The sequence below is a fragment of the Streptomyces sp. M41 genome (assembly GCF_043673425.1).
Lineage (GTDB): Bacteria > Actinomycetota > Actinomycetes > Streptomycetales > Streptomycetaceae > Streptomyces.
On the sequence record NZ_JBIMKE010000017.1, the window covers coordinates 139,772 to 166,205 of the forward strand.

15 protein-coding genes are annotated in these 26,434 nt (G+C 71.7%); 11 read left to right on the forward strand and 4 right to left on the reverse strand.

Annotated features, from left to right (window positions below; genetic code table 11):
- Window positions 1–239 precede the first annotated feature (239 nt).
- The 5 genes from ACHBTE_RS21675 (at window position 240) to moeZ (ending at window position 6,494) form a co-directional block, all read left to right on the forward strand.
- A complete protein-coding gene (locus tag ACHBTE_RS21675; protein ID WP_394725651.1) occupies window positions 240–1,946 on the forward strand; it encodes a DUF3492 domain-containing protein in 1,707 nt (568 codons plus the stop codon).
- Complete coding sequence (locus tag ACHBTE_RS21680) at window positions 1,943–3,280, forward strand: hypothetical protein (RefSeq protein WP_394725652.1); 1,338 nt, start codon at window positions 1,943–1,945, stop codon at window positions 3,278–3,280. The genes ACHBTE_RS21675 and ACHBTE_RS21680 overlap by 4 nt, the downstream gene beginning before the upstream one ends.
- Window positions 3,281–3,531: 251 nt before the next feature.
- Window positions 3,532–4,515, forward strand: coding sequence for an NAD-dependent epimerase/dehydratase family protein (locus tag ACHBTE_RS21685; RefSeq protein WP_394725653.1), 984 nt, complete (start codon window positions 3,532–3,534; stop codon window positions 4,513–4,515).
- The gene (locus ACHBTE_RS21690; protein ID WP_394725654.1) at window positions 4,503–5,252 is read left to right on the forward strand and encodes a spherulation-specific family 4 protein; all 750 of its coding nucleotides are present in this window, start codon (window positions 4,503–4,505) and stop codon (window positions 5,250–5,252) included. Before ACHBTE_RS21685 ends, ACHBTE_RS21690 begins: the two co-directional genes overlap by 13 nt.
- Before the next feature lie 63 nt (window positions 5,253–5,315).
- A complete protein-coding gene (gene moeZ / locus ACHBTE_RS21695; protein WP_394725655.1) occupies window positions 5,316–6,494 on the forward strand; it encodes an adenylyltransferase/sulfurtransferase MoeZ in 1,179 nt (392 codons plus the stop codon).
- Window positions 6,495–6,649: 155 nt separating this feature from the next.
- Here the strand turns inward: moeZ and ACHBTE_RS21700 are convergent, their stop codons facing one another.
- From ACHBTE_RS21700 to ACHBTE_RS21710, 3 genes are all read right to left on the reverse strand, one after another.
- Window positions 6,650–8,209 (reverse strand): alpha/beta hydrolase, encoded by a 1,560-nt coding sequence (locus tag ACHBTE_RS21700; protein ID WP_394725656.1) that lies wholly within the window; start codon window positions 8,207–8,209, stop codon window positions 6,650–6,652.
- Window positions 8,210–8,337: 128 nt separating this feature from the next.
- Window positions 8,338–9,885: an alpha/beta hydrolase gene (locus tag ACHBTE_RS21705; protein WP_394725657.1), complete on the reverse strand. Its 1,548-nt coding sequence runs from the start codon at window positions 9,883–9,885 to the stop codon at window positions 8,338–8,340.
- A gap of 165 nt (window positions 9,886–10,050) precedes the next feature.
- Complete coding sequence (locus tag ACHBTE_RS21710) at window positions 10,051–12,945, reverse strand: YbhN family protein (protein ID WP_394725658.1); 2,895 nt, start codon at window positions 12,943–12,945, stop codon at window positions 10,051–10,053.
- A gap of 186 nt (window positions 12,946–13,131) precedes the next feature.
- Between ACHBTE_RS21710 and ACHBTE_RS21715 the strand changes: the two genes are divergently transcribed.
- The 5 genes from ACHBTE_RS21715 to nudC all read left to right on the forward strand — a co-directional run bounded on the left by ACHBTE_RS21715 (window position 13,132) and on the right by nudC (window position 23,680).
- Window positions 13,132–13,539 (forward strand): MGMT family protein, encoded by a 408-nt coding sequence (locus tag ACHBTE_RS21715; protein ID WP_394725659.1) that lies wholly within the window; start codon window positions 13,132–13,134, stop codon window positions 13,537–13,539.
- A 266-nt stretch (window positions 13,540–13,805) separates the two neighbouring features.
- Window positions 13,806–17,351 carry an ATP-dependent helicase gene (locus ACHBTE_RS21720; RefSeq protein ID WP_394725660.1) on the forward strand — a complete coding sequence of 1,182 codons (3,546 nt, stop codon included), beginning with the start codon at window positions 13,806–13,808 and terminating at the stop codon, window positions 17,349–17,351.
- Between the two features lie 148 nt (window positions 17,352–17,499).
- The gene (locus tag ACHBTE_RS21725; RefSeq protein ID WP_394725661.1) at window positions 17,500–21,165 is read left to right on the forward strand and encodes a UvrD-helicase domain-containing protein; all 3,666 of its coding nucleotides are present in this window, start codon (window positions 17,500–17,502) and stop codon (window positions 21,163–21,165) included.
- Between the two features lie 10 nt (window positions 21,166–21,175).
- A complete protein-coding gene (locus tag ACHBTE_RS21730) occupies window positions 21,176–22,579 on the forward strand; it encodes a dipeptidase (RefSeq protein ID WP_394725662.1) in 1,404 nt (467 codons plus the stop codon).
- A gap of 156 nt (window positions 22,580–22,735) precedes the next feature.
- Window positions 22,736–23,680: an NAD(+) diphosphatase gene (gene nudC, locus ACHBTE_RS21735; protein WP_394725663.1), complete on the forward strand. Its 945-nt coding sequence runs from the start codon at window positions 22,736–22,738 to the stop codon at window positions 23,678–23,680.
- Between the two features lie 93 nt (window positions 23,681–23,773).
- Here nudC and ACHBTE_RS21740 read toward each other — a convergent pair whose 3' ends face one another.
- Window positions 23,774–24,016, reverse strand: coding sequence for a mycoredoxin (locus ACHBTE_RS21740; protein ID WP_394725664.1), 243 nt, complete (start codon window positions 24,014–24,016; stop codon window positions 23,774–23,776).
- Between the two features lie 126 nt (window positions 24,017–24,142).
- Here ACHBTE_RS21740 and ACHBTE_RS21745 point away from each other — a divergent pair, with 126 nt between their 5' ends.
- Window positions 24,143–26,395: an ATP-dependent DNA helicase UvrD2 gene (locus ACHBTE_RS21745; RefSeq protein ID WP_394725665.1), complete on the forward strand. Its 2,253-nt coding sequence runs from the start codon at window positions 24,143–24,145 to the stop codon at window positions 26,393–26,395.
- The last annotated feature ends 39 nt before the right edge of the window (window positions 26,396–26,434 follow it).

Genomic DNA, 26,434 nt, shown 5'->3' on the forward strand with positions numbered 1-26,434 from the left:
TCGCCTTGCGGACGGGCGCGATGTGACCGTCCGGCCGGCCATGGCATGACGATCCGTACGCGCCTGATCTCCTAGCGCGACGAAACGCGTCCTGCACGGGAAAGTTACGACCGTTCACCCCTTTTGGTGGCGCGATGGACAACCGTCCGTCGCGCCACCGCCTTGTCCGCATACGTTCTTCCCGCTGCGAGCCGCCGGGGGAACGGCGGCTCCCCTCAAGGGAGATCGGGGGTGTACTCGTGCGCATCGGACTGATTGCGGAGGGTGGCTATCCGTATGTGAGCGGTGACGCCAGGCTCTGGTGCGACCGGCTCGTGCGCGGGCTCGGACAGCACGAGTTCGACATCTACGCGCTCAGCCGCAGCCAGCAGCAGGAGGACGAAGGCTGGGTTCCCCTGCCGGCGCAGGTCAGCCGCGTGCGTACCGCGCCGCTCTGGACAGCCGAGGAGGACGGGGTCACCCATGGCCGCCGTGCGCGCAGGCGGTTCGCCGAGTGCTACGGCGAGTTGGCGGCCGTGCTCTGCACCGGGAGTGGGGGAGGCGCCGGCGATGGTGCCGAGGACGCCTCGGCCGCTGAGGCGGACCGTTTCGCCAACGCGCTGTACGGCCTCGCCGAACTCGCCCGCGACGAGGGCGGGCTGGTGGGCGCGCTCCGCTCCGAGTCCGCCGTACGCACCCTCGAGCGCGCCTGTCGGGCGCGGGGCGCCCTGCGCACGGCGCGTGAGGCGCGCGTACCCGATCTGCTGACGGTCGCCGCACACCTGGAGCGCGCCCTGCGCCCCCTCTCGCTCGACTGGTACGAGGACGACGGACTGGGCGCGGCCGACCTGTGCCACGCCGCCTCAGGCGGCTCGGCGGCCCTGCCGGGGCTGCTCGCCCGCCACTTCTGCGGCGTACCGCTGCTGGTGACCGAGTACGGCGTCCGGCTCCGCACGCACTACCTCGCCACCACCGAGTCCTCACCCGCCGTACGATCCCTGCTCGCCGCCTTCCACGGCAGGCTCGCCGCCGAGACCTATGCCCGCGCCGCCGTCGTCACGCCCGGCAACGCCCATGCCCGCCGCTGGCAGGAGCGCTGCGGCGCCGACCGCGACAAGCTCCGCACGGTCTACCCCGGCATGGACGCCACCCGCTTCGCGGAGGTCGGTGAGACCCCCGAGTGCGCGGACCCGGACTCGCTCGTCTGGGTCGGCCGGGTCGAACCGGCCAGGGACTTGGTGTCGTTGCTCCATGCCTTCGCCGAGATCCGCAAGGAGGAGCCGCAGACGCGCCTGCGCATCATCGGCAGCCCCTCGGGGGTGGAGGGCGCCGCCTACCTCGGCCATTGCAGAACACTGGCCGCGCAACTCTTCCCCGACGAGGCCGAGGGCCCGCACACCGTCGGCGACAACCCGGTCTCCTTCGAGGAACTCGGCGGCCCGGAGGCCCCGACGCTCGCCGAGGCGTACGCCTCGGGCGCCGTGGCCGTCCTGTCCAGTGTCGTCGAGGGATTCCCGGTCAGCCTGGTCGAGGCCATGTTCTGCGGGCGCGCGACGGTGTCCACCGACGTCGGCGCGGTGGTGGAGGTCATCGGCGGCACCGGTCTCGTCGTACCGCCGCGCAATCCGCGGGCGCTCGCTGAGGCCTGTGTGGCGCTGCTGCGCGACCCCGAGCGACGTGCGCGCCTGGGCGCGGCAGCTCGGGCGCGGGCGCTCGAACTGTTCACCGTCGAGCAGAACGTCGCGGCATTTCACGGCATTTACCTGGAGATCGTCTCGCGCACCCCGGTCCGCCGCGTCGTCCTCGACGACGCCGGGGCCCCCTTGCCCTTCGCGTTCCCCGCCGAGGCCCACGTCCCCGGCCGCTGGACCGAACGCGCCCCCCGCCTGCCGGCCCGCGGCGCCCCCGACCGCTCGGGGCGTCCGGTGCGCGCCGCCGCGCTCCCGGCGACGGAGGGGGCGCTATGAGTGACCTCGGAGCCGTTGCCGGTGGCGGGGAGTCGCCTGCCGCCGGCAGTCCGGAGCCGGTTGCTGTCGGCGGTTCGGAGTTCCGTACCGCCGGTAGCGCGGAGCGGCCTGCCGTCGGCAACTCGCAGGTGCCTGCCGCCGGCAGCCCGGAGCCCCTTGCCGTCGGCAGTTCGAAGCCCACCGCGACCCACGCCACCGCGCCCCACGCCACCGGCACCCGCACCACCCCCACCCACCGGACGGCCCCCGCCCGCCGGACCGGCGCCGACCCCGTGAAAGCGCTCATGCACCGGCATCGTGACCTGTGCGAGCGAGCGGTCGACCCGTTGGAGATCGCCGCCGGCCTGGAAGCACACGGCATCACCGACCGCACAGCGGCACGCTTTCTGCACCGCGACGTCTTCTCCCTCGCCGAGGAGATGTACGCCCGAGTGCCCCGCGACGGGGACCAGCCGCTGCCCAGCTCGCATGCCGTCCCCACGACCCGCGTCCGTGCCGACTGGCTGCTCCTCACCCTCCTCCCCGGAGCCTTGTGCGCGGCCACCGTGACCGGCCTGCACCTCACACAAGGCCAGTCCCGTCTGATCACGGCCGCCGTAGGAACCCTCGCCGTCGCCCTGGCCCTGCGCGTGGCCCTGGCCCGCGGCCCCTTCGCGGCCAAGGAGCGCAGGCACCCGACGGCCACCAGGATCAGCTGGCTCATCACCTACGCCCTCCTCGGCGACGGACTCCTCCGCGCAGCCGCCACCGCGGCCCCAGACGCCCTGCCCACCGGCACCGCCGACGGCTCCTGGCCCCTCGCCACCGCCCCCGTCCTCGCCCTCACCGTGTCCGTCGCCCCCGCGGCATGGTGCGCTCATCTCCTCGCCGTACGAGCGCGTCGCAAACTGTCGGCCAGCCGAGCCCTGGAAGAGTTCGCCACCTCTGTCAAGCCCCTGCTCCTCGGCACCGTCGCTCTCTACCTCTGCGCCCTCACGGCCCTCCTGCTGCTGACCACCACGGCCCTGGACGAGCCCGCCGCCTTCCCCCAGACCCTCGCCCTCGGCGCCCTGCTGCTCCTCGCCCGCCTCCTGACGACCCACGGCTTCACCCACGCCCCCGCCCTGGTCCTCACCGCCACGGCCACTGCCGAGGCAACGGCCCTGGCCGCCGCCTTCGCCTCCCGCCTCCCCGGCTGCGCCTGGCTGGCGACGCCGTTCAGGACCCTCGTCGACACCTGGGGCCCGGGCGCCGTCCCGGCAACGGCCTGCGGCGCGGGGGCCCTGGTCCTCCTGCTCCATTCGATGCGGACGCTGAGCACCGCGTCGGCACACGCCTCACAGGACCGGCCGTGACGACCCGCCGGCCACCCCCGTCGCGCAGCGGCCCCGACCCCTGACGCCCCGTCGGGCGCAACGCAAACCCGTGCCCGACGGCAGCTGCCGCCGCAGTCGTACGCCCCGCACCCGCAGAAGTCCGCACCCGCACAAGTCCGAACCCCCAGAAGTCCTTCTCCCCGAAAGTCCCTCGGCCTGAAGCCCCATGAAGGAGACCCCCGAATGATCACCTCCCGACCCGATCACCACTCGGCTCCGGGAGCCGCCCGATGAGAGTCCTGCTGATCGGAGCCAACGGCTACCTCGGCCGCTTCGTGGCGGACCGCCTCCTCGCCGACCCCGCTGTCCAACTCACCGCCCTGGGCCGCGGCGACGACGCCGATGTCCGCTTCGACCTCGCGTCCGGCAGCCCCGGCGCCCTCACCCGCTTCCTCGACGCGGTCCACCCCGGCGTGGTCATCAACTGCGCCGGTGCCACCAGGGGCGGCGCCCGCGAACTGACCCGCCACAACACCGTCGCCGTCGCCACCGTCTGCGAGGCCCTGCGCCGCAGCGGTTGCGGCGCCCGGCTCGTGCAGATCGGCTGCGGCGCCGAATACGGTCCGAGCCAGCCCGGCTCCTCCACGGCCGAGGACGCCGTACCCCGCCCCGGCGGCCCCTACGGCGTCAGCAAACTCGCCGCCACCGAACTGGTCCTGGGCTCCGGTCTGGACGCCGTGGTCCTGCGCGTCTTCTCGCCCGCGGGCCCCGGCACCCCCGCCGGCTCCCCGCTCGGCCGGCTCGCCGAGGCCATGCGCCGAGCGATGCAGTCGGGCGACGGCGAGCTCAAGCTCACCGGCCTGGGCGCTCAGCGCGACTTCGTCGACGTCCGCGACGTCGCCCGCGCGGTCCACGCCGCCTCGCTCTCCGCCGCCCAGGGCGTCATCAACATCGGCTCCGGCCGCGCCGTCCGCCTCCGTGACGCCGCGGCGGTCCTCGCCCGCGTGGCCGGCTACGGCGGCGCCCTCCATGAACTCGACGGACCTCCCGTCCCGTTGCGACCGTCCATCGGCCACCCCCGCACCGACCCGGACCACATGACGCACGCGGCCCACGCCGGCCACGCCCCGGTCGCGTACCCGTACCCGGACGGCTGCGGCAGCTGGCAGCAGGCCGATGTACGCACCGCGCGCGACCGGCTCGGCTGGCGCCCCCGCATCAACCTCGAAGAGTCCCTCGGCGACATCTGGATGGAGGCCGCATGCCGTATCTGACCGGCACAAAACAGGCCGCGTCGAGCACCGCCCTCCGCACCGGCCTCGGCGTACCCGGCTACGCCCACCCCCTGCTCGCGCCCACCGAATGGGGCGAACTCACCCGCCCCGGCATCCCCCTGGACTGGGTCGTCCTGAACGTCGCCGACGGCCCCGGCACCCGCCCCGATCCGCACTGCCTGGAGGCCGCCGGGCGGCTGCGCAACGCGGGGATCCGCGTCCTCGGCCACCTGGACACGGCACGCGGCGGCAGCCCCTTCGGCGAGGTGATCTCCGAGGCGCACCGGTACATCGACTGGTACCGGGTCGACGGCTTCCTCCTGGACCGCTGCCCGACCGAACGGACCGCCCTGCCCGAGATCCGCCGCATGGCCACCGCACTGCGCACCCTGCGTGACAAGGCGCACATCGTCTTCGGCCACAACACCCATCCGCACCCCGGCTATGCCGAGTGCGCCGACCAACTGGTCACCTTCAGGGGCTCGTGGAACGACTACCGCTGGTCCCAGGTCGCGGAGTGGACGGCCGACTATCCGCCCGACCGCTTCTGCCACTTCGTCCAGGGGGTGCCCCTCGGCCATCTCGACGAGGCGCTGCGCATCGCCCGCTGGCAGGGCGCCGCGACGATCTGGTTCACCGACCGCATGGACCGCTCCGGCCGCACCGACCCCTGGGAGACCATGCCCGGCTACTGGGACGAAATCGTCTCGCGGATCGGAACAGGTGTCTCGGAATGAAAAAGGCCATGGCACTGTTACCAGGAGAACAAATGTAGTGATCGACCGACCAACGGAGTCCCCGTGTCGCTGCCACCCCTGGTCGAGCCGGCCGCCGAGCTCACCGTAGACGAGGTTCGCCGGTACTCCCGCCACCTGATCATCCCGGACGTCGGGATGGACGGGCAGAAGCGGCTGAAGAACGCCAAGGTGCTCTGTGTGGGCGCCGGCGGCCTGGGCTCGCCGGCGCTGATGTACCTCGCCGCGGCGGGCGTCGGCACGCTCGGCATCGTGGAGTTCGACGAGGTCGACGAGTCGAACCTCCAGCGCCAGATCATTCACAGCCAGTCCGATATCGGCCGCTCCAAGGCCGAGTCCGCCCGCGACAGCGTCAAGGGCATCAACCCGTACGTGAACGTGATCCTTCACGAGGAGCGGCTCGAGGCCGACAACGTGATGGACATCTTCAGCCAGTACGACCTGATCGTCGACGGCACGGACAACTTCGCGACGCGTTACCTCGTCAACGACGCCTGCGTGCTGCTGAACAAGCCGTACGTGTGGGGCTCGATCTACCGCTTCGACGGTCAGGCCTCCGTCTTCTGGTCCGAGCACGGCCCCTGCTACCGCTGCCTCTACCCGGAGCCCCCGCCCCCGGGCATGGTCCCCTCCTGCGCCGAGGGCGGCGTGCTGGGCGTGCTGTGCGCGTCCATCGGCTCCATCCAGGTCAACGAGGCCATCAAGCTCCTCGCGGGCATCGGTGAGCCGCTGGTCGGCCGCCTGATGATCTACGACGCCCTGGAGATGCAGTACCGCCAGGTCAAGGTCCGCAAGGACCCGGACTGCGCGGTCTGCGGCGAGAACCCGACCGTCACCGAGCTCATCGACTACGAGGCCTTCTGCGGCGTCGTGTCCGAGGAGGCCCAGGCGGCGGCGGCCGACTCCACGATCACTCCCAAGCAGCTCAAGGAGTGGATCGACGACGGCGAGAGCATCGACATCATCGATGTCCGCGAGATCAACGAGTACGAGATCGTCTCGATCCCCGGCGCCCGTCTGATCCCGAAGAACGAGTTCCTCATGGGCACCGCCCTGGAGAGCCTCCCGCAGGACAGGAAGATCGTCTTGCATTGCAAGACGGGTGTCCGTAGTGCGGAAGTCCTCGCGGTTCTGAAGTCGGCGGGCTTCTCCGACGCCGTCCACGTCGGTGGTGGCGTGATCGGCTGGGTCAACCAGATCGAACCGCACAAGCCGGTCTACTAGCCAGACCCTTCCGCCGACAGGCGGACCAGTTGAGGCCCACGGTGTCCGACCAGCTCGGACGCCGTGGGTTTCTGCTGCGCGGGCCGGGCCGGTGCAGCCGCCCCCGCCCCCGCAAAAGCCCCTGCCGGGCGGGGCCGCCGACTCGGCGGCCGGCGTCATGAGCAGACCTTGCCGTCCTTGGGCACCGACCCCTGAAGCAGATACGCGTTCACCGTGGAGTCGACGCAGCTGCTCCCCTTCCCGTAGGCGCCGTGTCCCTCGCCGTTCCACGTGGTCGTCACGCCCACGTCCCGGCCCAGTTCGTCGGCCATCCTCCGGGTGCCCTCGTAGGGCGTGGCCGGGTCGCCGGTGTTGCCCACCAGCAGGATCGGTGCCGCACCCGGGGCACTCACCTCCGGGGTGTCGTACTGTCCGGCCACCGGCCAGTCGTGGCACCAGCCGGCCGTGTCCCAGCCCAGCATGGGTCCGAACACGGGTGAGATCTTCTTGAATCGCGGCAGCAGCTTCTTCGTCTCCTCGATCGTCGGCCGCTGCTTTTCGTCCAGGCACGATATGACCCGTTGTGAATGGCTCCCCGTCAGGTAATGCCCCGAGGCGTCGCGGTCGTTGTACTCGTCGGCGAGGGCCAGGAGTTCCGTGCCGTCCCCCTGTCCGGCCGCCTCCAGGGCGCTGGTCAGCCTCGGCCAGCTCGTCTCGCTGTAGAGCGGGTAGAGCAGGCCGGTGAGCGCGAGCGTCTCGGTGAGCTTGCGCCCGGAGGACGTCGACAACGGCTCCGCATCGATCCGCCGGAGCAGGTCCACGATCTTCCGGGTGCCGTCCTTCGCGTCCTCGCCGGTGGACTCGAGGTAGTTGTCCAGGGCGCGCTGGAAGCCCCTGATCTGGTTCTCGGCGTGGCCCGCCGAGTCGGCGCTCGGGTCGACGACGGCGTCGAGGACCAGCCGGCCCACCGTCTTGGGGAACAGGTGGGCGTAGACACCGCCGAGTTCGGTGCCGTAGGAGACGCCGAAGTACTGCATCCTCGGGTCGCCGAGGACCTGGCGCATGAGGTCCATGTCGCGGGCGGTGTCGGTCGTCGACACATGCGCCATCAAGGTCCCGGCGGACTTCTGGCAGCCCTTGCCGAACGCGGCGGCGTCCCGGAAGTACGCCCTTTCCTCAGCGGGCGTGTCCGGGGTGCTGTCCACGGACTCGGCGGCCTCGATCTGCTGATCGCTGCGGCAGCGCACACCCTGACTGGCGCCCACTCCACGTGGGTCCCAGCTCACCAGGTCGTAGCGCTTGCCCAACTCGGCCGTGGAGGAGGCGTACCACGGCAGTGTGGACACCCCTGAGCCGCCGGGGCCGCCGAAGTTGAACAGGAGCGATCCGATGCGGTCGCCGCCGGTGGCCTCGGCACGGATCAGCGCGAGGTCGATCGTCCTGCTCTCCGGCTTCGTCCAGTCCAGCGGCGCCTTGAGCGTCGCGCACTGCCATGCGCCCCCCGGTTCGGGGGAGTCCGCCGTGCCCTTGCAGCGTCCCCAGTCGAGCTTCTGTGCGGTCAGTGACGTCGGCAGTGGAGTCGTCGGGCCGACGGAGGACGCGGACGACGGGCCCGTCCCGCTCGTCTCACCGCCGCCCTCGCCGCCGTCGGACGAGCCTCCGCTGCACCCCGTCACCCCCGTCACCAGCAGCGCGGCGGCGGCCGTCAGGGCCGTCCACCGTACGAAACGCGCCATGTCACTTCCCCCCTCGCAGGCCGTCCGCACTGTGCCGCGGATGGCGGTCAGGCCATAGTAGGCGGATCGCGAAAAGGCCGTTCGACCCTGTGGATAACCCTCTGACCTGCTGGTTTAGCAGGTCTGTCTCATGAGCAGACGCTGCCCGCCGCCGGCACCTTCCCGTCCAGCAGATAGCCGTTCACCGCGGCCTGCACGCACCGGTTCTTGCTGTTGTACGCCCCGTGCCCCTGTCCTCGGTACGTCAGCTCGACGCCCACGCCCTCGCCCAGTGCCTCGACCATCTTGCGGGCGCCCTCGTACGGCGTGGCGGGGTCGCCGGTGTTGCCGACGACGAGGATCGGAGCCGAGCCGGGCGCGCTGACGTCGGGATGGTCGGCGGCGCCCGCGACGGGCCAGTCGGTGCAGCTCAGCATGGACCAGGCCATGAACTCGCCGAACAGGGGCGAAGCCGACCGGAACTCCGGAAGCTTCTCCTCCACGAACGCGGGCGTGTACCGCGGCTTGTCGTCGGCGCAGTTGATGGAGATGTTGGCCGCTGTGATGTTGCTGTACTCGCCGTTCTCGCTGCGCCCGTTCATCGAGTCGGACAGCAGCATCAGGATCTGGCCGTCGCCGTCGTAGGCCTGTTCAAGTCCCTGGGTGAGGTAGGGCCAGAACTCCTGCGAGTACAGCGCCTGGGCGATGCCGCCGGCCGCGGCGCTCTGCGTCAGCTGGCGCGGGAGGATGCCCGGGATCGGCTGGCTGTCGAGGTCGTTCAGCAGGGTGGCGATGCGGTCCTTGACGTCCTGGGGAGTGTCCCCGATGGGGCAGTCCTCGGCCTTGGAGGTGCAGTCCGCGGCGAAGTTGTCCAGCGCGCGCTGGAACCCCTTGGCCTGCCCGAGCGAGCCCTGCTCGGGGGTCTGCGTCGGATCGACCACGGCGTCGAAGACCGCCCGGCCCACGTTCTTGGGGAACAGGTGGGCGTAGACGCCGCCGAGTTCGGTGCCGTAGGAGATGCCGAAGTAATGCAGCTTGTCGTCGCCGAGGACCTGACGCATCAGTTCCATGTCGCGGGCCGCGTCGGTGGTGCGCACATGCGGCAGCATCCCGTCGGAGTTGTCCTCGCACGCTTCGTTGAACTGCTTGGTGCTGTCGATCAGTTCGGTCCGCTCGGTGGCGTCGTCGGGGGTCGCGTCCTGCTGGAAGTAGGCGTCGAGCTGCTGGTCGTTCTCGCACCGCACGGGAGCGCTGCGGCCGACGCCGCGCGGGTCGAAGCTCACCAGGTCGTAGCGGGTGCGCAGCTTCTCGTAGCCCTCGCCGAAGGCGGGCAGCGTGGTGACACCCGAGCCGCCGGGGCCGCCGAAGTTGAAGATCAGGGAGCCGATGCGCTGGTTCTTGTCGCCGCTGCTCCTGGCCCGGATCAGCTCGATGTCGATCGTGTCGCCCTTGGGCTCGTTCCAGTCACGGGGCGCCTTCATCGTGGCGCACTGCCAGGTGCCGCCGTCCGGCAGCGGTGACGGGCTGCCCCCACCGCCCTGCGCCTGGGACGGGGCGGGGCAGTCCGCCCAGCTCAGTTCCTGGGCCGTCAGATCCTGTTCGCCGGACTCGTCGTCGCTGCACCCCGCCAGCAGGGAGGACAGCAGGAGTGCCGTGGCGGTCAGGACAGCGGCGCGCATCCGGGCGGGGTTCGGCATGGTCCCATCCTGCGGTCGTCCGTGGTGGGGCGCTCGGGCGCGGGCCCGTACGAGGTACCGCGACGCCTCACTTTTCCGTGCCCTTACAACGTACGACGCCGTCCTCCTCGCACGACAAGGTCCCGTGCGCGACGTCCTCGCACCCCGGCGGCCCCACACCTCCCGCTACAGCGCGCCCTTGCGTGTCAGATGGTTGAAGGCCAGCCATCCCGGCAGCACCGGCAGCCACAGCGTCAGCAACCGGAACAGCAGCACCGAGGGCGCCGCGACCTCGCTGGGCAGGCCCACGGCGATCAGACCGACGGTCAGGGTCGCCTCGACGGCGCCGACGCCGCCCGGGGTGGGCGCGGCCGAGCCGAGCGCGTTGCCGGCCAGGAAGACGACGGCCACGCTGGCGAGGCTGATGGAGGTTCCCTCGCTGCCGAAGGCCCGGATCGACGCGTCGAGGCACATCACGAAGCAGGCGGTCAGCAGCAGCATGCCGCCGATGCCGGTGATCAGCTTCTGCGGTCGCTGGAGCACGTCCAGCATGCGCGGCACGACACCCGCGAACAGCGACCTCACGCGCGTGACGACGAATTTCCGCAGGAACGGCACGGAGGTCACCACGAGCACCAGGACCGCCACCGTCAGCAGGCCCGCGATGACCGTCCGGGACGGCGACAGCGACGGCGTCTTCTCGGTCCCGGTCAGATAGCCGAAGGCCAGCAGCATCAGGATGTGACAGCCGAGCCCGAACAGCTGCGACGCGCCCACGCTCGCCACCGCGAGCCCGGGACGCACCCCCGCGCGCTGGAGGAACCGCGTGTTCAGGGCCACGCCACCGACCGCCGCCGGCGCGACGATCTTCACGAACGACCCGGCGACCTGGGCAGTCACCGTCCGCCGGAACGGCACCCGCTCCGGCACGAAGCCCAGCAGCGCCATCGCCGCCGCGAAGTAGCTGGCCGCCGAGAACAGCACGGCCGCGGCCACCCAGCCCCACTGCGCGTTGGAGATGAGCGGCCCGAACTCGATGTGTGTGAGCTGCGTCAGCAGGAAGTACGCGCCGATGGCACCGGCGATGAAACTGATCAGTGTGCGGGGCCGCACCCGCTCCAGCCGAGCCGGCTCGACCGGCGCCTGCGGCCTGATCCGCAGCACCTCGTGGCGGATCAGCGTGAGCAGATCCTCCTCGCGCGCATCCTCAAGGGCCTCGTCGATGGCCCGCTTCTCCGCTCGCGCCTGCGCCCGCACGGTCTTCTTGTCGGGTCTGTCCGGTTCGAGCGCGGGGCCGGTCTCGCCATCGGCCTCCTCGCTACGGGCGTGCTTGGCGTGCCGGGAGGCCTCCAGCACCGCCTCGCGCTCGCGCTCGGCGCGTTCCCGGGCGAGTTTGCGCAGCGTCGCGCGCGTGGAGCGACTCAGCGCGATGGGCTGGAGCATGGGCAGACAGTCGGCCACGGCGTCGGGGCCCAGCACGCTGACCGCTGTCGCCACCGCGCGCTCGGCGCCCACCCGCAGGCCCAGCGTCACCAGCAGCTGGGAGATGTCCATGCGCAGCAGCAGACTGTTGGCCGCGATCTCACCGATGCGCAGATCTGTGATGATCACTTTGCCGGAACGATCCACCAGGATGGCGTCGCCGACCAGCCGCCGGTGGGCGATGCGCCGCGACTGGAGCGCCTTGACCTGGTGCCAGGTGCCGCGCAGCAGGTCGTCGGTGATCTCGTCGTCGGGCAGCGAGTCCAGGGTGCGCCCGCCGGTGTGCTCGTAGACGAGCATGACGGCGTCCGGGCCGAGCTCGGAGGTGGCGATCAGCTTGGGCGCGTTGGCGCCGGCGGCGATGGCCGCGTAGGCGAGCAGCGCCTCCTGCTCCAGGGCCTGGCGCAGCGACTGGAGGCTGCTGCGGGTGGCGAACCCGCGCAGCGTCAGATTGCGCCACGCGCGATAGAAGAAGCCCTGTGCCTGCTGCTCGCGGTCGACCACCGTGACATCCAGCGGCGGGCCGTCCTCGAGTGTGACGAAGTAGCGCCGGCCGCGGTCGGTGGTGTGCTCCTGAGCGTCGGTGGCCTCCTCGCGGGCCGCGCTCACCGGACGGAAGCCGACGTGCCGTAGGCCCGCCATCAGGGTCCGTCCGGTGGGCCGGACGTTGGGCGAGCCGACCGCGTACAGGGTGCCGTAGGCGACGGTCCAGCCGATCAGCAGCGTCAGCAGGATCGAGAACGGCGTCGTGTAGCCGGTGACCAGCATGGAGAAGGCGTACAGGACCAGAACCGCCCACAGGACCGCACGCCAGCGCGGTCTGCGGGACATGCCCACGGCCGTCATGTACGCGATGACCGGCGCGAGATAGCCGTGCACCGGGTCGGTGAGCGAGCCGACGTCGCCGGGGGCGGGCTGGGTGAGCGCGTCCCGGATGGATCCGGGGGCAGCCCGCGCGACCCACAGGTCGGTGGCGAGCGTCACACCGTGCGCGAGGACGGCCGCGAGGACGCCGTCGGCGATCCGCAGCCCGTCCCGCTTGATCAGCCGCTCGATCGCGAACGCCACCGGCACGAGGAGGATCGCGATGCTGGACACGAGTCCGGCCAGCTTGCTGAACACGTCGGGCGCCTGGCCGGTGCCCTTGTTGATGTCCTGTTCGAGACCCGAGGTGGTGCCGTGCGCGAACGCGGCGATCGCGAGCAGCAGGGCGATGCCCAGGACACCCACCAGAAGCCGCATCAGGTCGGAAGGACGGTGCACGCGCGCGGGGAGCAGTGGTTCGTCGCCCTCGACCTCGTCGACGTGCGCCTCGTCCACGTCGTACGCGGCCTTCCCCTCGACGGCCTTCCGGCCGACGTCCGTGGAGCCGGCGCCCTTGCGGGCCCGGCCCTTCTCGGCTTCGGCCTTATCGCCGAGGTTCTTGTCCAAGACGTCCTTGTTCTCGACGTCCTTGGCTTCGACGTCCTTGTTCTCGACGTCCTTCTTGTCGCCGGCCTGCTCGTCGATGTCCTTCTTGTCGCCCTTCACGGTGCCCGGGCGCGACGAAGCGTCAGAGGTGCTCTCCGCGTCCTCCGGGTGCACACCCTGTTGCTTCATCGTCTCTTCTTGGTCTCGTATCACCAGTCACCGCCCGCACGATGGTGGCATGCCCCACCGACACACGGGGGCATCAGGGTGCAAATGCGGGGGCGGACAGTCTGCCCGAAGCATCGCCTCGGGGCGAAGGGTACGCACAGTGGCGAGCGCGTCACATTGTCGGTGGCGTGGGGCAGGATGGGGCGGATGAGCGAGGAGAGCCTGCCGGACGACGCCCGCCCGGAGTACGAGGAGACCCGCTCGGAGTACGCCGACACGCTGCCGGAGTACGCCGAGCGGGTGCTCGAGGTCGCCGAACTGATTCCGCCGGGGCGCGTCATGACGTACGGGGACGTCGCGGAGTGGCTGGAAGAGGGCGGACCCCGCCAGGTCGGCCGGGTGATGGCGCTCTACGGGGGAGCGGTGCCGTGGTGGCGCGTGGTCCGCGCGGACGGGGCGCTGCTGCCGGGCCATGAGCTGAGAGCGCTGGGGCACTACCGCCGGGAGTGCACCCCCCTGAAGGAGGCGAGCAGGGCCGCCGAGGGCCACCTGCCGCGCCTGGACATGAAGCGGGCGCGGTGGGACGGCGGTGAGCGCGCACAGGGTCACACTTGACAGCTTCCGCCATCGGACGACCCTCGGTGTGACCCGTGATCCGTACGAGGGAAAGAGGGCACGTCTGTGGCATGACGTACGTTCGTGAGTCGAGGGACGCATGTGCCGCGAGTGCCGCGAGTGGCCCGAAGGATAAATCGGAAGCCCTGCTTCCGCACCCTCCGTCGGCGTAGCGTCGGCTGCACGTGTCGCCCTCATCCCGCGGCCCCCGCCCTTCCCACGCGAGGGACGACCCACCAGCACACCCACCAGGACCGGCGAACCACGTGAGCTCCTCTTCCTCCACCAGGCGCCTGTCGCATCCCCGGATGCGACAGGGGAGCCGTGGCGCTTACCGGCTGGTGCGTACCCCTGTGGTGCGGGCGGCTCCCCCTCGTCTTGACGCCGCACAGCGCGCCGTGGTTGACCATGAGACCGGCCCCTTGCTCGTTCTCGCAGGTCCAGGCACCGGAAAGACCACCACACTGGTCGAGTCGGTGGCACAGCGCATCGCCCGCGGCGGGGACCCGGAGCGCATCCTGGTGCTGACGTTCAGCCGCAAGGCAGCCGTGGAACTGCGCGACCGCATGGCGCTGCGCATGGGGGCGGCTCGCGCGCCCCGCGCGACCACGTTCCACTCGTTCTGCTACGCCCTGGTCCGCGCGAACCAGGACAGCGCGCTGTTCGTCGAACCGCTGCGGCTGCTGTCCGGCCCCGAGCAGGACGTGACCGTGCGGGAGATGCTCGCGGGCCAGCCGGACCTGGAGGGGCTCGGACTGGCGCATGTGCGCTGGCCCGACGAACTGCGCGCCTGCCTCACCACCCGTGGCTTCGCCGACGAGGTCCGCGCGGTCCTGGCCCGCAGCCGCGAACTGGGCCTCGGCCCGGATGCCCTGGACGCCTTCGCTCGTCGTCTCGGCCGACCGGACTGGCGTGCCGCGGCGTCCTTCCTCGCCGAGTACCTCGACGTGCTCGACATGCAGGGCGTGCTCGACTACGCGGAGCTGGTCCACCGCGCGGTGCTCCTCGCCCGCCGCCCCGGCGCCGGAGAGCGGCTCGCCGCCCAGTACGACGCCGTGTACGTCGACGAGTACCAGGACACCGATCCGGCCCAGGTACGGCTGCTGCACGCCCTCGCCGGCGCAGGACGCACCCTGGTCGCCTTCGGTGACCCCGACCAGTCGATCTACGCCTTCCGGGGCGCCGACGTGAACGGCATCCTGGAGTTCCCCCATGCCTTCCCGCGCGTGGACGGCCGTCCGGCGCCCGTCGAGGTCCTGCGCACCTCCCGCCGCTCCGGCGCCGCCCTGCTGACCGCGACCCGACTGCTGACCCAGCGCATGCCGCTCACCCGCCTCCCGGCGGAGAAGGTGCGCGCCCACCGCGAACTCACCCCGATCCGCGAGTCCGGCCGCGTCGAGGTCTTCACCTGTCCGACGCCCGGCACCGAACTGGACAACATCGCCGACATCCTGCGCCGCGCCCATCTGGAGGACGGCGTGCCCTGGAGCGAGATGGCCGTGCTGGTGCGCGCGGGGTCGCGCACGATCCCGACGGTGCGCCGCGCCCTCACCGCCGCCGGGGTGCCCCTGGACATCGACGGCGACGACCTGCCCCTACGCCACGAGCCGGCCGTGGCGCCCCTGCTGACGGCTCTGAGGGCGGTGGCCGGCGCGGAGGCTGCGCGGCGGGAGGGCTCCTCGGCGGCGACGGAGGCAGCGGGACGGAAAATCTCGTCCGACGGGGCTGAGACGGCCGAACAGGGGGCCGGCGCTGGCTCGACGGACGCGGACGTGGACACGGACGCAGACGCGGACACGGCAGAGCATGAGGGCCGCACCCTCCTGGACCACTCCGGGGACGCCGGTGCGGCAGAGCGGAAGGACCGTTCCGCGGACCCGGACGCGACCCGAGCGGAGTCCGGCCCCGACGAGCCGGTCCCCGACGCCTGCTGGCTCGACACCGAGACCGCCCTCACCCTTCTCGCCTCCCCCCTCGCCGGCATGGACGCCGCCGATCTGCGTCGCCTGGGGCGCGCCCTGCGCGACGAGGAGCGGGCCGCAGGCAACCCGCTGCCACCCCCTTCGGACGAGCTGCTCGCGCGGGCGCTGGCCGAGCCGGAGCGGCTGGCGGTGCATGACCCCACCTACGCCCGAGGCGCTCAGCGACTGGGCGCACTGCTGCGCAAGGCCGGTGAGCGACTCGCGGGCGGCGGCACGGCCGAGGAGGCGCTGTGGGACCTGTGGGAGGGCACTCCGTGGCCCACGCGGCTGGAGCGGGCGGCGCGGCGCGGCGGCGCGGCCGGACGCAACGCCGACCGTGATCTCGACGCCGTATGCGCCCTGTTCGCGACGGCGGCCCGCGCGGAGGAGCGCATCGGCGGCCGGGGCACCCTGAACTTCCTGGAGGAGATCGACGCCGAGGACATCGCCGCCGACACCCTCACGCGGCGTGCCGTGCGCCCCGATGCCGTGCGCCTGATGACCGCGCACCGCTCCAAGGGCCTGGAGTGGCGCCTGGTGGTCGTCGCCGGCGTCCAGGAGGGCCTCTGGCCGGACCTGCGCCGCCGCGGCTCCCTTCTGGAGGCCGACCGCATCGGCCGCGACGGCCTCGCCGAACCCCTCACGCCGGGCGCGCTGCTGGCCGAGGAGCGCCGCTTGTTCTACGTGGCCGCCACACGCGCGCGTGAGCGCCTCGTCGTCACGGCGGTCAAGGCCCCGGCCGAAGACGGCGACCAGCCCTCCCGCTTCCTGACCGAACTGGGCGTCGAACCGAAGGACGTGACGGGCCGCCCGCGCCGCCCCCTGTCCGTCGCCGCACTCGTCGCCGAACTCCGGGCGACGACGGTCGACCCGCGCGTCTCGGACGGGCTCAGGGAGGCCGCTGCTCGCCGCCTGGCCCGGCTCGCCGCGCTCGCCGACGAGGACGGCCGCCCGCTGGTCCCGTCCGCGCACCCCTACCGCTGGTGGGGCATGTTCGAGCCCACCGAGTCCAAAGTGCCGCTGCGTGACCGCGACCAGCCCGTCGTGCTCTCCGGAAGCGCCCTCGACCAGCTGGCCAACACCTGTGCCCTGCAATGGTTCCTGGGCCGGGAGGTGAAGGCCGGCGCGCCCGCGACCGCCGCCCAGGGTTTCGGCAACGTGGTGCACGTCCTCGCCGACGAGGTCGCCTCCGGGCGCACCCCGGCCGACCTCGCCGTCCTCATGGAGCGCCTCGACTCCGTGTGGAACGCGCTGGCCTTCGACGCGCCCTGGAAGTCGGCGCAGGAGAAGGAGCACGCGCGCGTGGCGCTCGAACGCTTCCTGAAGTGGCATGTGATGGACCGCGCCGGGCGCACACCGGTGGCGAGCGAGCACGACTTCGATGTGACGCTGGGCGCCGGAGACTTCGAGGTGCGCATCCGCGGTCAGATGGACCGCGTCGAGGCCGACGGCGAGGGACGGGCCTACGTCGTCGACTTCAAGACCGGCAAGCAGGCGCCGAGCGCGGCCGAGGTGGCCCGCCATCCACAGCTCGCCGTCTACCAGCTCGCCGTACGCGAGGGCGCCGTCGACGAGGCGTTCGACGGTCTGCGGCCCGAGCCCGGCGGCGCCGAACTCGTCCAGCTGCGCCAAGGTGCCGCCAAGCGTGACGGCGGCGAGACACTGCCCAAGGTGCAGGGGCAGCAGCCGCTGGACGGGCCGGAGGGGGAGTGGGTCGGCGAGCTGCTGGCCACGGCGGCCGGCAAGGTCCTTGACGAGCGGTTCGCGCCCAGTGCGGGACAACACTGCACACACTGCGCGTTCCGGGCGTCGTGCAGCGCGCGACCCGAAGGACGGCACGTGGTCGAGTAAATCGGTCTGTACGAGGGCGAATCGGTCGCATCGCGGATGGTCGAGTGACCGGCGTGATCGATCGCACCCCGTGTGCTGACCTGCGCTTCTCACGCCTCGGAGGCCGGTCCGGCATCGAGTGTCAGTGGCCGCCGCTAGCCTCTCTGAGGTGTCCGCCCGTATCACCGATCCCGAGCAGCTCAAGGAGCTCCTCGGCATCCCGTTCACCCCGGAGCAGACGGCCTGCATCACCGCGCCGCCCGCCCCGCAGGTGATCGTGGCCGGAGCGGGATCGGGCAAGACGACGGTGATGGCGGCTCGCGTGGTGTGGCTCGTCGGCACCGGCCAGGTCGCCCCGGAACAGGTCCTCGGCCTGACCTTCACCAACAAGGCCGCCGGTGAACTCGCCGAGCGCGTCCGCACCGCACTCGTCAAAGCCGGTGTCACCGACCCCGACGTCATCGACCCGGACCACCCCCCGGGCGAACCGGTGATCTCCACCTACCACGCCTTCGCCGGCCGCCTGCTGACCGACCACGGCCTGCGCATCGGCCTCGAACCGACCTCCCGCCTGCTCGCCGACGCCACCCGCTACCAACTCGCCGCGCGCGTGCTGCGCGAGGCCCCGGGCCCGTACCCGGCGCTGACCCGCTCCTTCGCGGACCTCGTGAGCGACCTCCTCGCCCTCGACTCCGAACTCGCCGAGCACCTCGTACGCCCCGAGGCCCTGCGCGCGTACGACGCCCAGCTGCTGCTGGGCCTGCGGAGTGCCAAGCTCACCAACGCCGATCTGCGCAAGGTCCCCGAGGCGGCAGCGGCGCGGCGCGAACTCGCCGCTCTCGTGGGCCGCTACCGGGCCGCCAAACGCGAGCGCGACCTGCTCGATTTCGGCGACCAGATCGCCCTGTCGGCACAGCTCGCGGGCATCCCCGAAGTGGGCCGCATCCTGCGCGACGAGTTCCGTGTGGTCCTCCTGGACGAGTACCAGGACACGTCCGTCGCCCAACGCGTCCTGCTGGCAGGGCTGTTCGGCGGCGGCACCGGCCACCCCGTGACCGCGGTCGGCGACCCCTGCCAGGCGATCTACGGCTGGCGCGGCGCCTCCGTCGCCAACCTCGACGACTTTCCCGAGCATTTCGCCCACGCCGACGGCCGCCCCGCCACCCGCCAGGCGCTCAGCGAGAACCGCCGCAGCGGCGGTCGCCTCCTCGACCTCGCCAACGGCCTCGCCGACCCCCTGCGCGCCATGCACGCGGGCGTGGAGGCCCTCCGCGCGGCCCCCGGTGCCGAGCGCGACGGCACGGTCCGCTGCGCACTGCTGCCCACCCACGCCGACGAGATCGACTGGATCGCCGACTCCGTCGCCCATCTCGTACGGACCGGTAAAGCGCCCGGCGAGATCGCCGTCCTGTGCCGTACGGCGACCGACTTCGCCGCGATCCAGGGCGCGCTCGTCGCCCGGGACGTCCCCGTCGAGGTGGTCGGTCTGTCCGGGCTGCTGCACCTGCCCGAGATCGCCGATCTGGTGGCCGTCTGCGAGGTCCTCCAGGACCCCGGCGCCAACGCCTCCCTGGTCCGCCTGCTCACCGGCCCGCGCTGGCGCATCGGCGCGCGCGACCTCGCCCTCCTGGGGCGCCGCGCACGGCTGCTGGTGTCCCCCGCGCGCGTGGTCGGCGACGACGACCCGGACCGCAGACTCGCCGAGGCCGTGGAGGGCGTCGACCCCGCCGAGGTGATCTCGCTCGCGGACGCCCTCGACACCTTCCTCGAGACGCCGCTGGACGGCGACGGTGACAACGACGGCCTTCCCTTCTCGCCGGACGCGCGCGTGCGCTTCGCCCGCCTGGCCGGCGAACTGCGCGACCTGCGCCGCTCCCTGTCCGACCCGTTGATGGACGTCCTGCACCGCGTCCTCGCCGTCACCGGCCTGGAGGTGGAGCTCTCCGCGTCCCCGCACGCCCTGGCCGCCCGTCGCCGCGAGACCCTCTCCAACTTCCTCGACATCGCCGCCTCCTTCGCCGCCGGTGACAACGAGGCGACCCTGCTCGCCTTCCTCGGCTTCCTGCGCACCGCCGCCCAGTACGAGAAGGGCCTCGACAACGCCCTGCCCGGTGGCGAGAACACCGTCAAGGTGCTCACGGCGCACAGGTCCAAGGGCCTGGAGTGGGACGTCGTGGCCGTCCCCGGCCTGGTCACCGGCAGCTTCCCGAGCACCCAGGGCCGCGAGAAGTGGACCGCCCAGGGCAAGGTGCTCCCGCACGAGCTGCGCGGCGACGCCGACACCCTGCCCGACGTCGGTTCCTGGGACTCCCGCGGCCTGAAGGCTTTCCACGAGGCCATGAAGGACCACCAGCACACCGAGGAACTCCGCCTCGGCTATGTCACCTTCACCCGTCCCCGCTCCCTGCTCCTCGGCTCCGGCCACTGGTGGGGCCCCACCCAGAAGAAGCCCCGCGGCCCCTCCGACTTCCTGACGGCCCTGTACGAGCACTGCGCGGCCGGGTACGGCGAGATCGAGGCGTGGGCCGACGAGCCGGCTGAAAACGCGCAGAACCCTGCCCTGCACCGCGAGAGCACCGACCAGGCGTGGCCCCTGCCCCTCGACGAGAGGGCGCTGGCCCGGCGCCGCGCAGCCGCCGAGACGGTCCTGGCCCACCTGGAGGAGCTGGCGTCCCAGGAGGACGGCCACCCCACCGCGACTCATGGCCCGGACACCTACGACGACCCGGACTGGCCCGCGCCCCCGGACGACGAAGCGCTCCCCGAAGCGCTTTCCGAGGAGTACGCGCAGGAGGACCCGTTCGCCGGGGAGGGCTCCTTCTCGGACCTTGACCCCTACTCCGAGGAAGACCCCGCCGACTGGGACTCCTGGAGCACCGACCGCCCGACGGTCCCGCACCAGGCGGCGTCCCCGGACCCTGTCACCCCACCGGCCCGCCCACCCCACCCCACGGAACCGGAACCCGTGACCTCGGGAGCGGAACCCGTCAGCCCCGAACCGGACCCCTTCACCTCCGAACCGGACCCCTTCACCTCCGAACCGAACCCCTTCACCGCGGCGCCGGATCCCCTCGCCCAGGAGCCGAGTCCTCTCACTCCGGAGGAGGCCCGCACCATCGCCTCCTGGGACCGTGACCTCGACGCCCTCACCGGCGAGCTCCTTCGCGCCCGCGCGAGTGTCACGGACGTCCCCCTGCCCACCTCCCTCACCGCGTCCCAGCTGCTGCGCCTGGCCGCCGACCCGGATGGTTTCGCGCAGGAACTCGCGCGCCCCATGCCACGCCCCCCACAACCCGCCGCACGTCGAGGCACCCGATTCCACGCCTGGGTCGAGGCCCGTTTCGAAGAGCTGACGCTGCCCATGCTGGAACCGGAGGACCTGCCCGGCAGCGAGGCCGAGATCGCCGACGAACGCGACCTGGAAGCGCTCAAGGACGCCTTCGAGCGCACGGAGTACGCGCACCGCACGCCATACCGGGTGGAGGCCCCGTTCCAGCTCACGATCGCCGGGCGCGTCGTACGGGGCCGTATCGACGCCGTCTACAAGGAAGGCGACGGCACGGCGGCGACCTACGAGATCGTCGACTGGAAGACCAACCGCTCGCGCACCGCCGACCCACTCCAGCTCGCTCTGTACCGGCTCGCCTGGGCCGAGCAGCAGGGTGTGCCCCTGGAATCGGTCGGCGCCGCGTTCCTGTACGTCCGCAGCGGTGAGGTCGTACGTCCGGACGATCTGCCGGGCCGGGCAGCACTGGAGCGACTGCTCACACAGGAGCCGGTCGCGGAGACGGACTGTGAGGAACCGCCCAATCAGGATGTCGGTGCGGGCCGATAGGCTCGTGACCATGAGCCAGACCCCGGACAGCGCCGTCCGTACGTACATCGAGCAGCACCGTGCCGCCTTCCTCGCCGACCTCGCCGAATGGCTGCGCATCCCCTCCGTGTCGGCCCAGCCCGACCACGCGCACGATGTACGCCGCAGCGCCGACTGGCTCGCCGCCAAGCTCAAGGAGACCGGCTTCCCGACCGCCGAGGTCTGGCAGACACCGGGCGCCCCCGCCGTCTTCGCCGAGTGGCCCTCCGAGGACCCCGAGGCCCGCACGGTCCTCGTGTACGGCCACCATGACGTGCAGCCCGCCGCCCTGGAGGACGGCTGGGACAGCGAGCCCTTCGAGCCGGTCCTCCGCGACGGACGCCTCCACGCGCGGGGGGCGGCCGACGACAAGGGCCAGGTGTTCTTCCACACACTCGGCGTCCGTGCCCACCTCGCCGCGACCGGCCGCACCACCCCGGCCGTCACTCTGAAGCTGCTGATCGAGGGCGAGGAGGAGTCGGGCTCCCCGCACTTCCGCGCGCTCGTCGAGGAGCACGCCGAGCGCCTCGCGGCGGACGCCGTGATCGTCTCCGACACCGGCATGTGGTCCGAGGACACTCCGACCGTGTGCACCGGCATGCGGGGCCTCGCCGAATGCGAGATCCGGCTGTACGGCCCCGACCAGGACATCCACTCCGGCTCCTTCGGCGGCGCCGTGCCCAACCCGGCGACCGCTGCCGCCCGCCTGGTCGCCGCCCTGAACGACGAGCACGCGCGCGTGGCGATCCCCGGCTTCTACGACGGTGTGGTGGAACTGACCGACCGCGAGCGCGAGCTCTTCGCCGAGCTGCCCTTCGACGAGCAGCAGTGGCTGCGCACCGCCAAGTCGTACGCCACCCACGGTGAGATCGGTCACACCACCCTGGAGCGCATCTGGGCCCGCCCCACCGCCGAGGTCAACGGCATCGGAGGTGGCTACCAGGGCCCCGGCAGCAAGACGATCATCCCGTCCTCCGCCATGGTCAAGCTCTCCTTCCGACTGGTCGCGGGGCAGGACCTCGACCACATCGAGAAGATCGTCCGAGCCTGGGCCGACGACCGGACGCCCGCCGGTATCCGCTCGGAGATCACCTTCTCGGCGGGCACCCGCCCATGCTTGACGCCCCTGGACCACCCGGCCCTTCAGTCCGTGGCCCGGGCCATGGGCCGCGCCTTCGAAGGGCCCGTCCGCTTCACGCGCGAAGGCGGCTCGGGGCCCGCCGCCGACCTCCAGGACGTCCTCGGCGCACCCGTGCTCTTCCTCGGCATCTCCGTCCCCTCCGACGGCTGGCACGCCCCGAACGAGAAGGTCGAGCTCGAGCTGCTGCTCAAGGGCGTCGAGAGCACCGCCTACCTCTGGGGCGACCTCGCCGCGAACTGGCGCCATGCGCCCTGAGCGCCCCCGTCCGTCCGGACCGGCCTCGCGCGCGGGGCACACTGAAGGGGCCGCCCCGCGTCATAGAGCCCTGCCGCCTCCGGTCGCAACCCGTCGTACGTCCCGCCGATCCACCCGCCGAAGCACACCGTTCCACTGGGGGAGTTGGAAGCACCCGTGACCACCTCGACCGACCACACCGCCGACCGACCCGTCTCGCTGACCCTCCCGAGCGGCATCGACCGCGCCGCCCACCACCGGCTCGACGAGGCCTGGCTCGCGGCGGCATGGAGCCACCCCACGACCCGCTGCTTCGTGGTCTCCGGCGGCCAGGTCCTCATCGACGAGACGACGGACGGGCGCACCGAGCTCGTCATGACCCCGTCCTTCGAGGCCCCCCTCACCGAGGCCCACCGCTACTTCCTCGGCATCGACGAGGACGGTGTCAGCTACTTCGCCCTCCAGAAGGACGCGCTGCCCGGCCGTATCGACCAGTCCGCCCGCCCGGCCGGCCTGCGCGAGGCGGGCCTGCTGCTGTCACCGCGCGACGCCGGCCTGATGGTGCACGCCGTCGGCCTGGAAAACTGGCAGCGCACCCACCGCTTCTGCTCCCGCTGCGGCGAGCGCACCGTGATCGCCGCAGCCGGCCACATCCGTCGCTGCCCCGCATGCGGCGCCGAGCACTACCCGCGCACCGACCCCGCCGTGATCATGGCCGTCACCGACGAGGACGACCGCATCCTCCTCGGCCGCCAGGTCCACTGGCCGGAGGGGCGTTTCTCGACCCTCGCCGGCTTCGTCGAACCGGGCGAGTCCATCGAGCAGGCGGTGCGCCGCGAGGTCAATGAGGAGGTCGGCGTCAGCGTCGGCCAGGTCGAGTACGTCGCCAGCCAGCCCTGGCCGTTCCCGTCCAGCCTGATGCTGGGCTTCATGGCCCGCGCCACCTCCACCGAGGTCCAGGTCGACGGCGACGAGATCCACGAGGCCCGCTGGTTCTCCCGCGAGGAACTGCGCGACGCCTTCGAATCCGGCGAGGTCCTGCCGCCGTACGGAATCTCGATCGCGGCCCGACTGATCGAGCTCTGGTACGGCAAGCCGCTGCCGACGCGCAGCTCCTTCTGAGCCGGAAGAGCCTCGAAGAGCCGTACAAAGAGAGGGTGGCCGCCCAGCCCGGGTGGCCACCCTCTCCTTGTGCGTGATGAACGCGGGCGTCGGTCAGACGCCGATCTTCTGCTTCACCTGAGCCAGCGACGGGTTCGTGAGCGTCGAACCGTCTGCGAAGAGCACGGTCGGGACCGTTTGATTTCCGCCATTCGCCTTCTCGACGAAAGACGCGGACTGCGGGTCATGCTCGATGTTGATCTCGGTGTACGCGATGCCCTCGCGGTCCAGCTGCTTCTTCAGCCGCTGGCAGTAGCCGCACCAGGTGGTGCTGTACATCGTCACAGTGCCCTGCATGTCTCGCGCGCTCCTCGGGGGTCGGGGAAGAACTCGTCCGGGGTAATGAACGCACGGACTCGGGGAGCCATTCCCACCCGGGGTATGCCCGGCCACGTGACGCCTGCCGCATTAGTACGACTATCCATGCCCGCCTGTGGACAACCGGCGCAGCCGTCTCCGGCGACCTGGCAGCATGGCCGTGTGACAGCAGCAACGCACTCCACCCTCTTCCCGCAGGCACCGGACACTGCCGACGCGGTGCTCGAAGGGCTCGACCCCGAGCAGCGCGAGGTGGCGACCGCCCTGCACGGTCCGGTGTGCGTGCTTGCGGGTGCCGGCACGGGTAAGACCCGGGCGATCACTCACCGCATCGCCTATGGGGTGCGTGCTGGGATCCTCCAGCCCTCCAGCGTCCTCGCCGTAACCTTCACCAACCGCGCCGCAGGAGAGATGCGCGGCCGGCTGCGCCAGCTCGGTGCCGCCGGAGTCCAGGCCCGCACTTTCCACTCGGCAGCCCTCCGTCAGCTTCAGTATTTCTGGCCGAAAGCGATCGGCGGCTCCATGCCCCGGCTGGTCGACCGCAAGATCCAGATCGTCGTCGACGCGGCTGCCGCCTGCCGCATCCGCCTCGACCGGAACGAGCTGCGCGACGTGACCGCCGAGATCGAATGGTCGAAGGTCACCCAGACCGTCCCCGCCGACTACGCACTCGCCGCCGCCAAGGCGGGTCGCGACATCCCCCGCGACGCTGCCGAGATCGCCCAGCTCTACAACGTCTACGAGGACCTCAAGCGCGACCGCTCGGTCATCGACTTCGAGGACGTCCTGCTGCTCACCGTCGGCATCCTCCAGGACCGGCACGACGTCGCCGACCAGGTCCGCTCCCAGTACCAGCATTTCGTGGTCGACGAGTACCAGGACGTCAGCCCTCTCCAGCAACGCCTGCTGGAGCTGTGGCTCGGCGACCGCGACAATCTGTGCGTGGTCGGCGACGCCAGTCAGACGATCTACTCGTTCACGGGAGCAACCCCCGACCATCTGCTCGACTTCCGCACCCGCCACCCCGGGGCCACCGTCGTCAAACTGGTCCGCGACTACCGCTCCACCCCGCAGGTCGTCCACCTCGCCAACGGCCTGCTGGCCCAGGCCCGAGGCCGCGCCGCCGACCACCGCCTGGAGCTGATCTCCCAGCGCGCCCCGGGCCCCGAACCCCGCTACACCGAGTACACCGACGAACCCGCCGAGGCCGAGGGCGCGGCCCGTCGCATCCGGGAACTCATGGAGGCAGGCATCCCGGCCGGCGAGATCGCCGTACTGTTCCGTACGAACTCCCAGTCCGAGACCTACGAACAGGCCCTCGCCGACGTGGGCATCCCCTACCAGCTGCGCGGCGCCGAGCGGTTCTTCGACCGGCCCGAGGTGCGCAAGGCGGGTATCGCGCTGCGCGGCGCGGCTCGCTTCGGAGGCAACGACTCGCTCCTCGACGACGCCGTCGACCTGCCCTCGCAGGTGCGCGCCGTCCTGTCGGGGGAGGGCTGGACGACCGAGCCCCCGGCCGGCTCCGGCGCCGTCAGAGAGCGCTGGGAGTCGCTGGCCGCCCTGGTGAACCTCGCCCAGGACTTCGCCGCCGCCAAACCCGCGGCCACCCTCGCCGACCTCGTCGCGGAACTCGACGAACGCGCGAACGCCCAGCACGCCCCGACCGTCCAGGGCGTCACCCTTGCCTCCCTGCACTCGGCCAAGGGCTTGGAGTGGGACGTCGTCTTCCTGGTCGGCGTCGCCGAAGGCATGATGCCGATCACCTACGCCAGGACCGACGAGCAGATCGAGGAGGAGCGCCGCCTCCTCTACGTCGGAGTCACCCGCGCCCGGCAGCACCTCCATGTCTCCTGGGCGCTCACCCGGGCACCCGGCGGCAGGCCCAACCGCCGCCCCAGCCGCTTCCTGGACGGCCTGCGCCCCGGCTCGACCGCCACCGTCGGACGCGGCGCCGCCGGTGGCGGCGGAGGGGTCGTGCGCGGCTTCACCAGCAGGCCGGATGCCGTCCCGAGACGGACTCAGCGCACTCCCGCCCGCTGCCGCGTCTGCGGGCGCACCCTCACCGACGCCGGTGAGATGAAGCTGATGCGCTGCGAGGACTGCCCTTCCGACATGGACGAGGGCCTCTACCTACGACTGCGTGAGTGGCGTGCGGTCCAGGCCCGGCAGAGCGGCCAGCCGGACTTCTGCGTCTTCACGGACCGCACCCTGATGGCGATCGCCGAGGCGGAGCCGACCACTCCGGTAGAGCTCTCCGGCATCCCCGGCGTCCTCAAGCGCAAGCTGGACCGCTACGGAGCCGATGTGCTCGCCATCTGCGCAGGTCAGGAGCTTGGTGAGGGCAGCGACGGGGAATGATGCGAACTCGTCGAAAAAATAGTTTGCGCATGCCCCAGC

Excerpts from the sequence above, each read along its gene's own strand:
- ACHBTE_RS21730 (WP_394725662.1), top strand. The coding sequence starts at position 21,176 with ATGAGCCAGACCCCGGACAGCGCCGTCCGTACGTACATCGAGCAGCAC.
- ACHBTE_RS21740 (WP_394725664.1), bottom strand. The coding sequence starts at position 24,016 with ATGCAGGGCACTGTGACGATGTACAGCACCACCTGGTGCGGCTACTGC.
- ACHBTE_RS21690 (WP_394725654.1), top strand. The coding sequence starts at position 4,503 with ATGCCGTATCTGACCGGCACAAAACAGGCCGCGTCGAGCACCGCCCTC.
- ACHBTE_RS21710 (WP_394725658.1), bottom strand. The coding sequence starts at position 12,945 with ATGAAGCAACAGGGTGTGCACCCGGAGGACGCGGAGAGCACCTCTGAC.
- ACHBTE_RS21715 (WP_394725659.1), top strand. The coding sequence starts at position 13,132 with ATGAGCGAGGAGAGCCTGCCGGACGACGCCCGCCCGGAGTACGAGGAG.
- ACHBTE_RS21705 (WP_394725657.1), bottom strand. The coding sequence starts at position 9,885 with ATGCCGAACCCCGCCCGGATGCGCGCCGCTGTCCTGACCGCCACGGCA.
- ACHBTE_RS21745 (WP_394725665.1), top strand. The coding sequence starts at position 24,143 with ATGCCCGCCTGTGGACAACCGGCGCAGCCGTCTCCGGCGACCTGGCAG.
- ACHBTE_RS21685 (WP_394725653.1), top strand. The coding sequence starts at position 3,532 with ATGAGAGTCCTGCTGATCGGAGCCAACGGCTACCTCGGCCGCTTCGTG.
- ACHBTE_RS21680 (WP_394725652.1), top strand. The coding sequence starts at position 1,943 with ATGAGTGACCTCGGAGCCGTTGCCGGTGGCGGGGAGTCGCCTGCCGCC.
- ACHBTE_RS21700 (WP_394725656.1), bottom strand. The coding sequence starts at position 8,209 with ATGGCGCGTTTCGTACGGTGGACGGCCCTGACGGCCGCCGCCGCGCTG.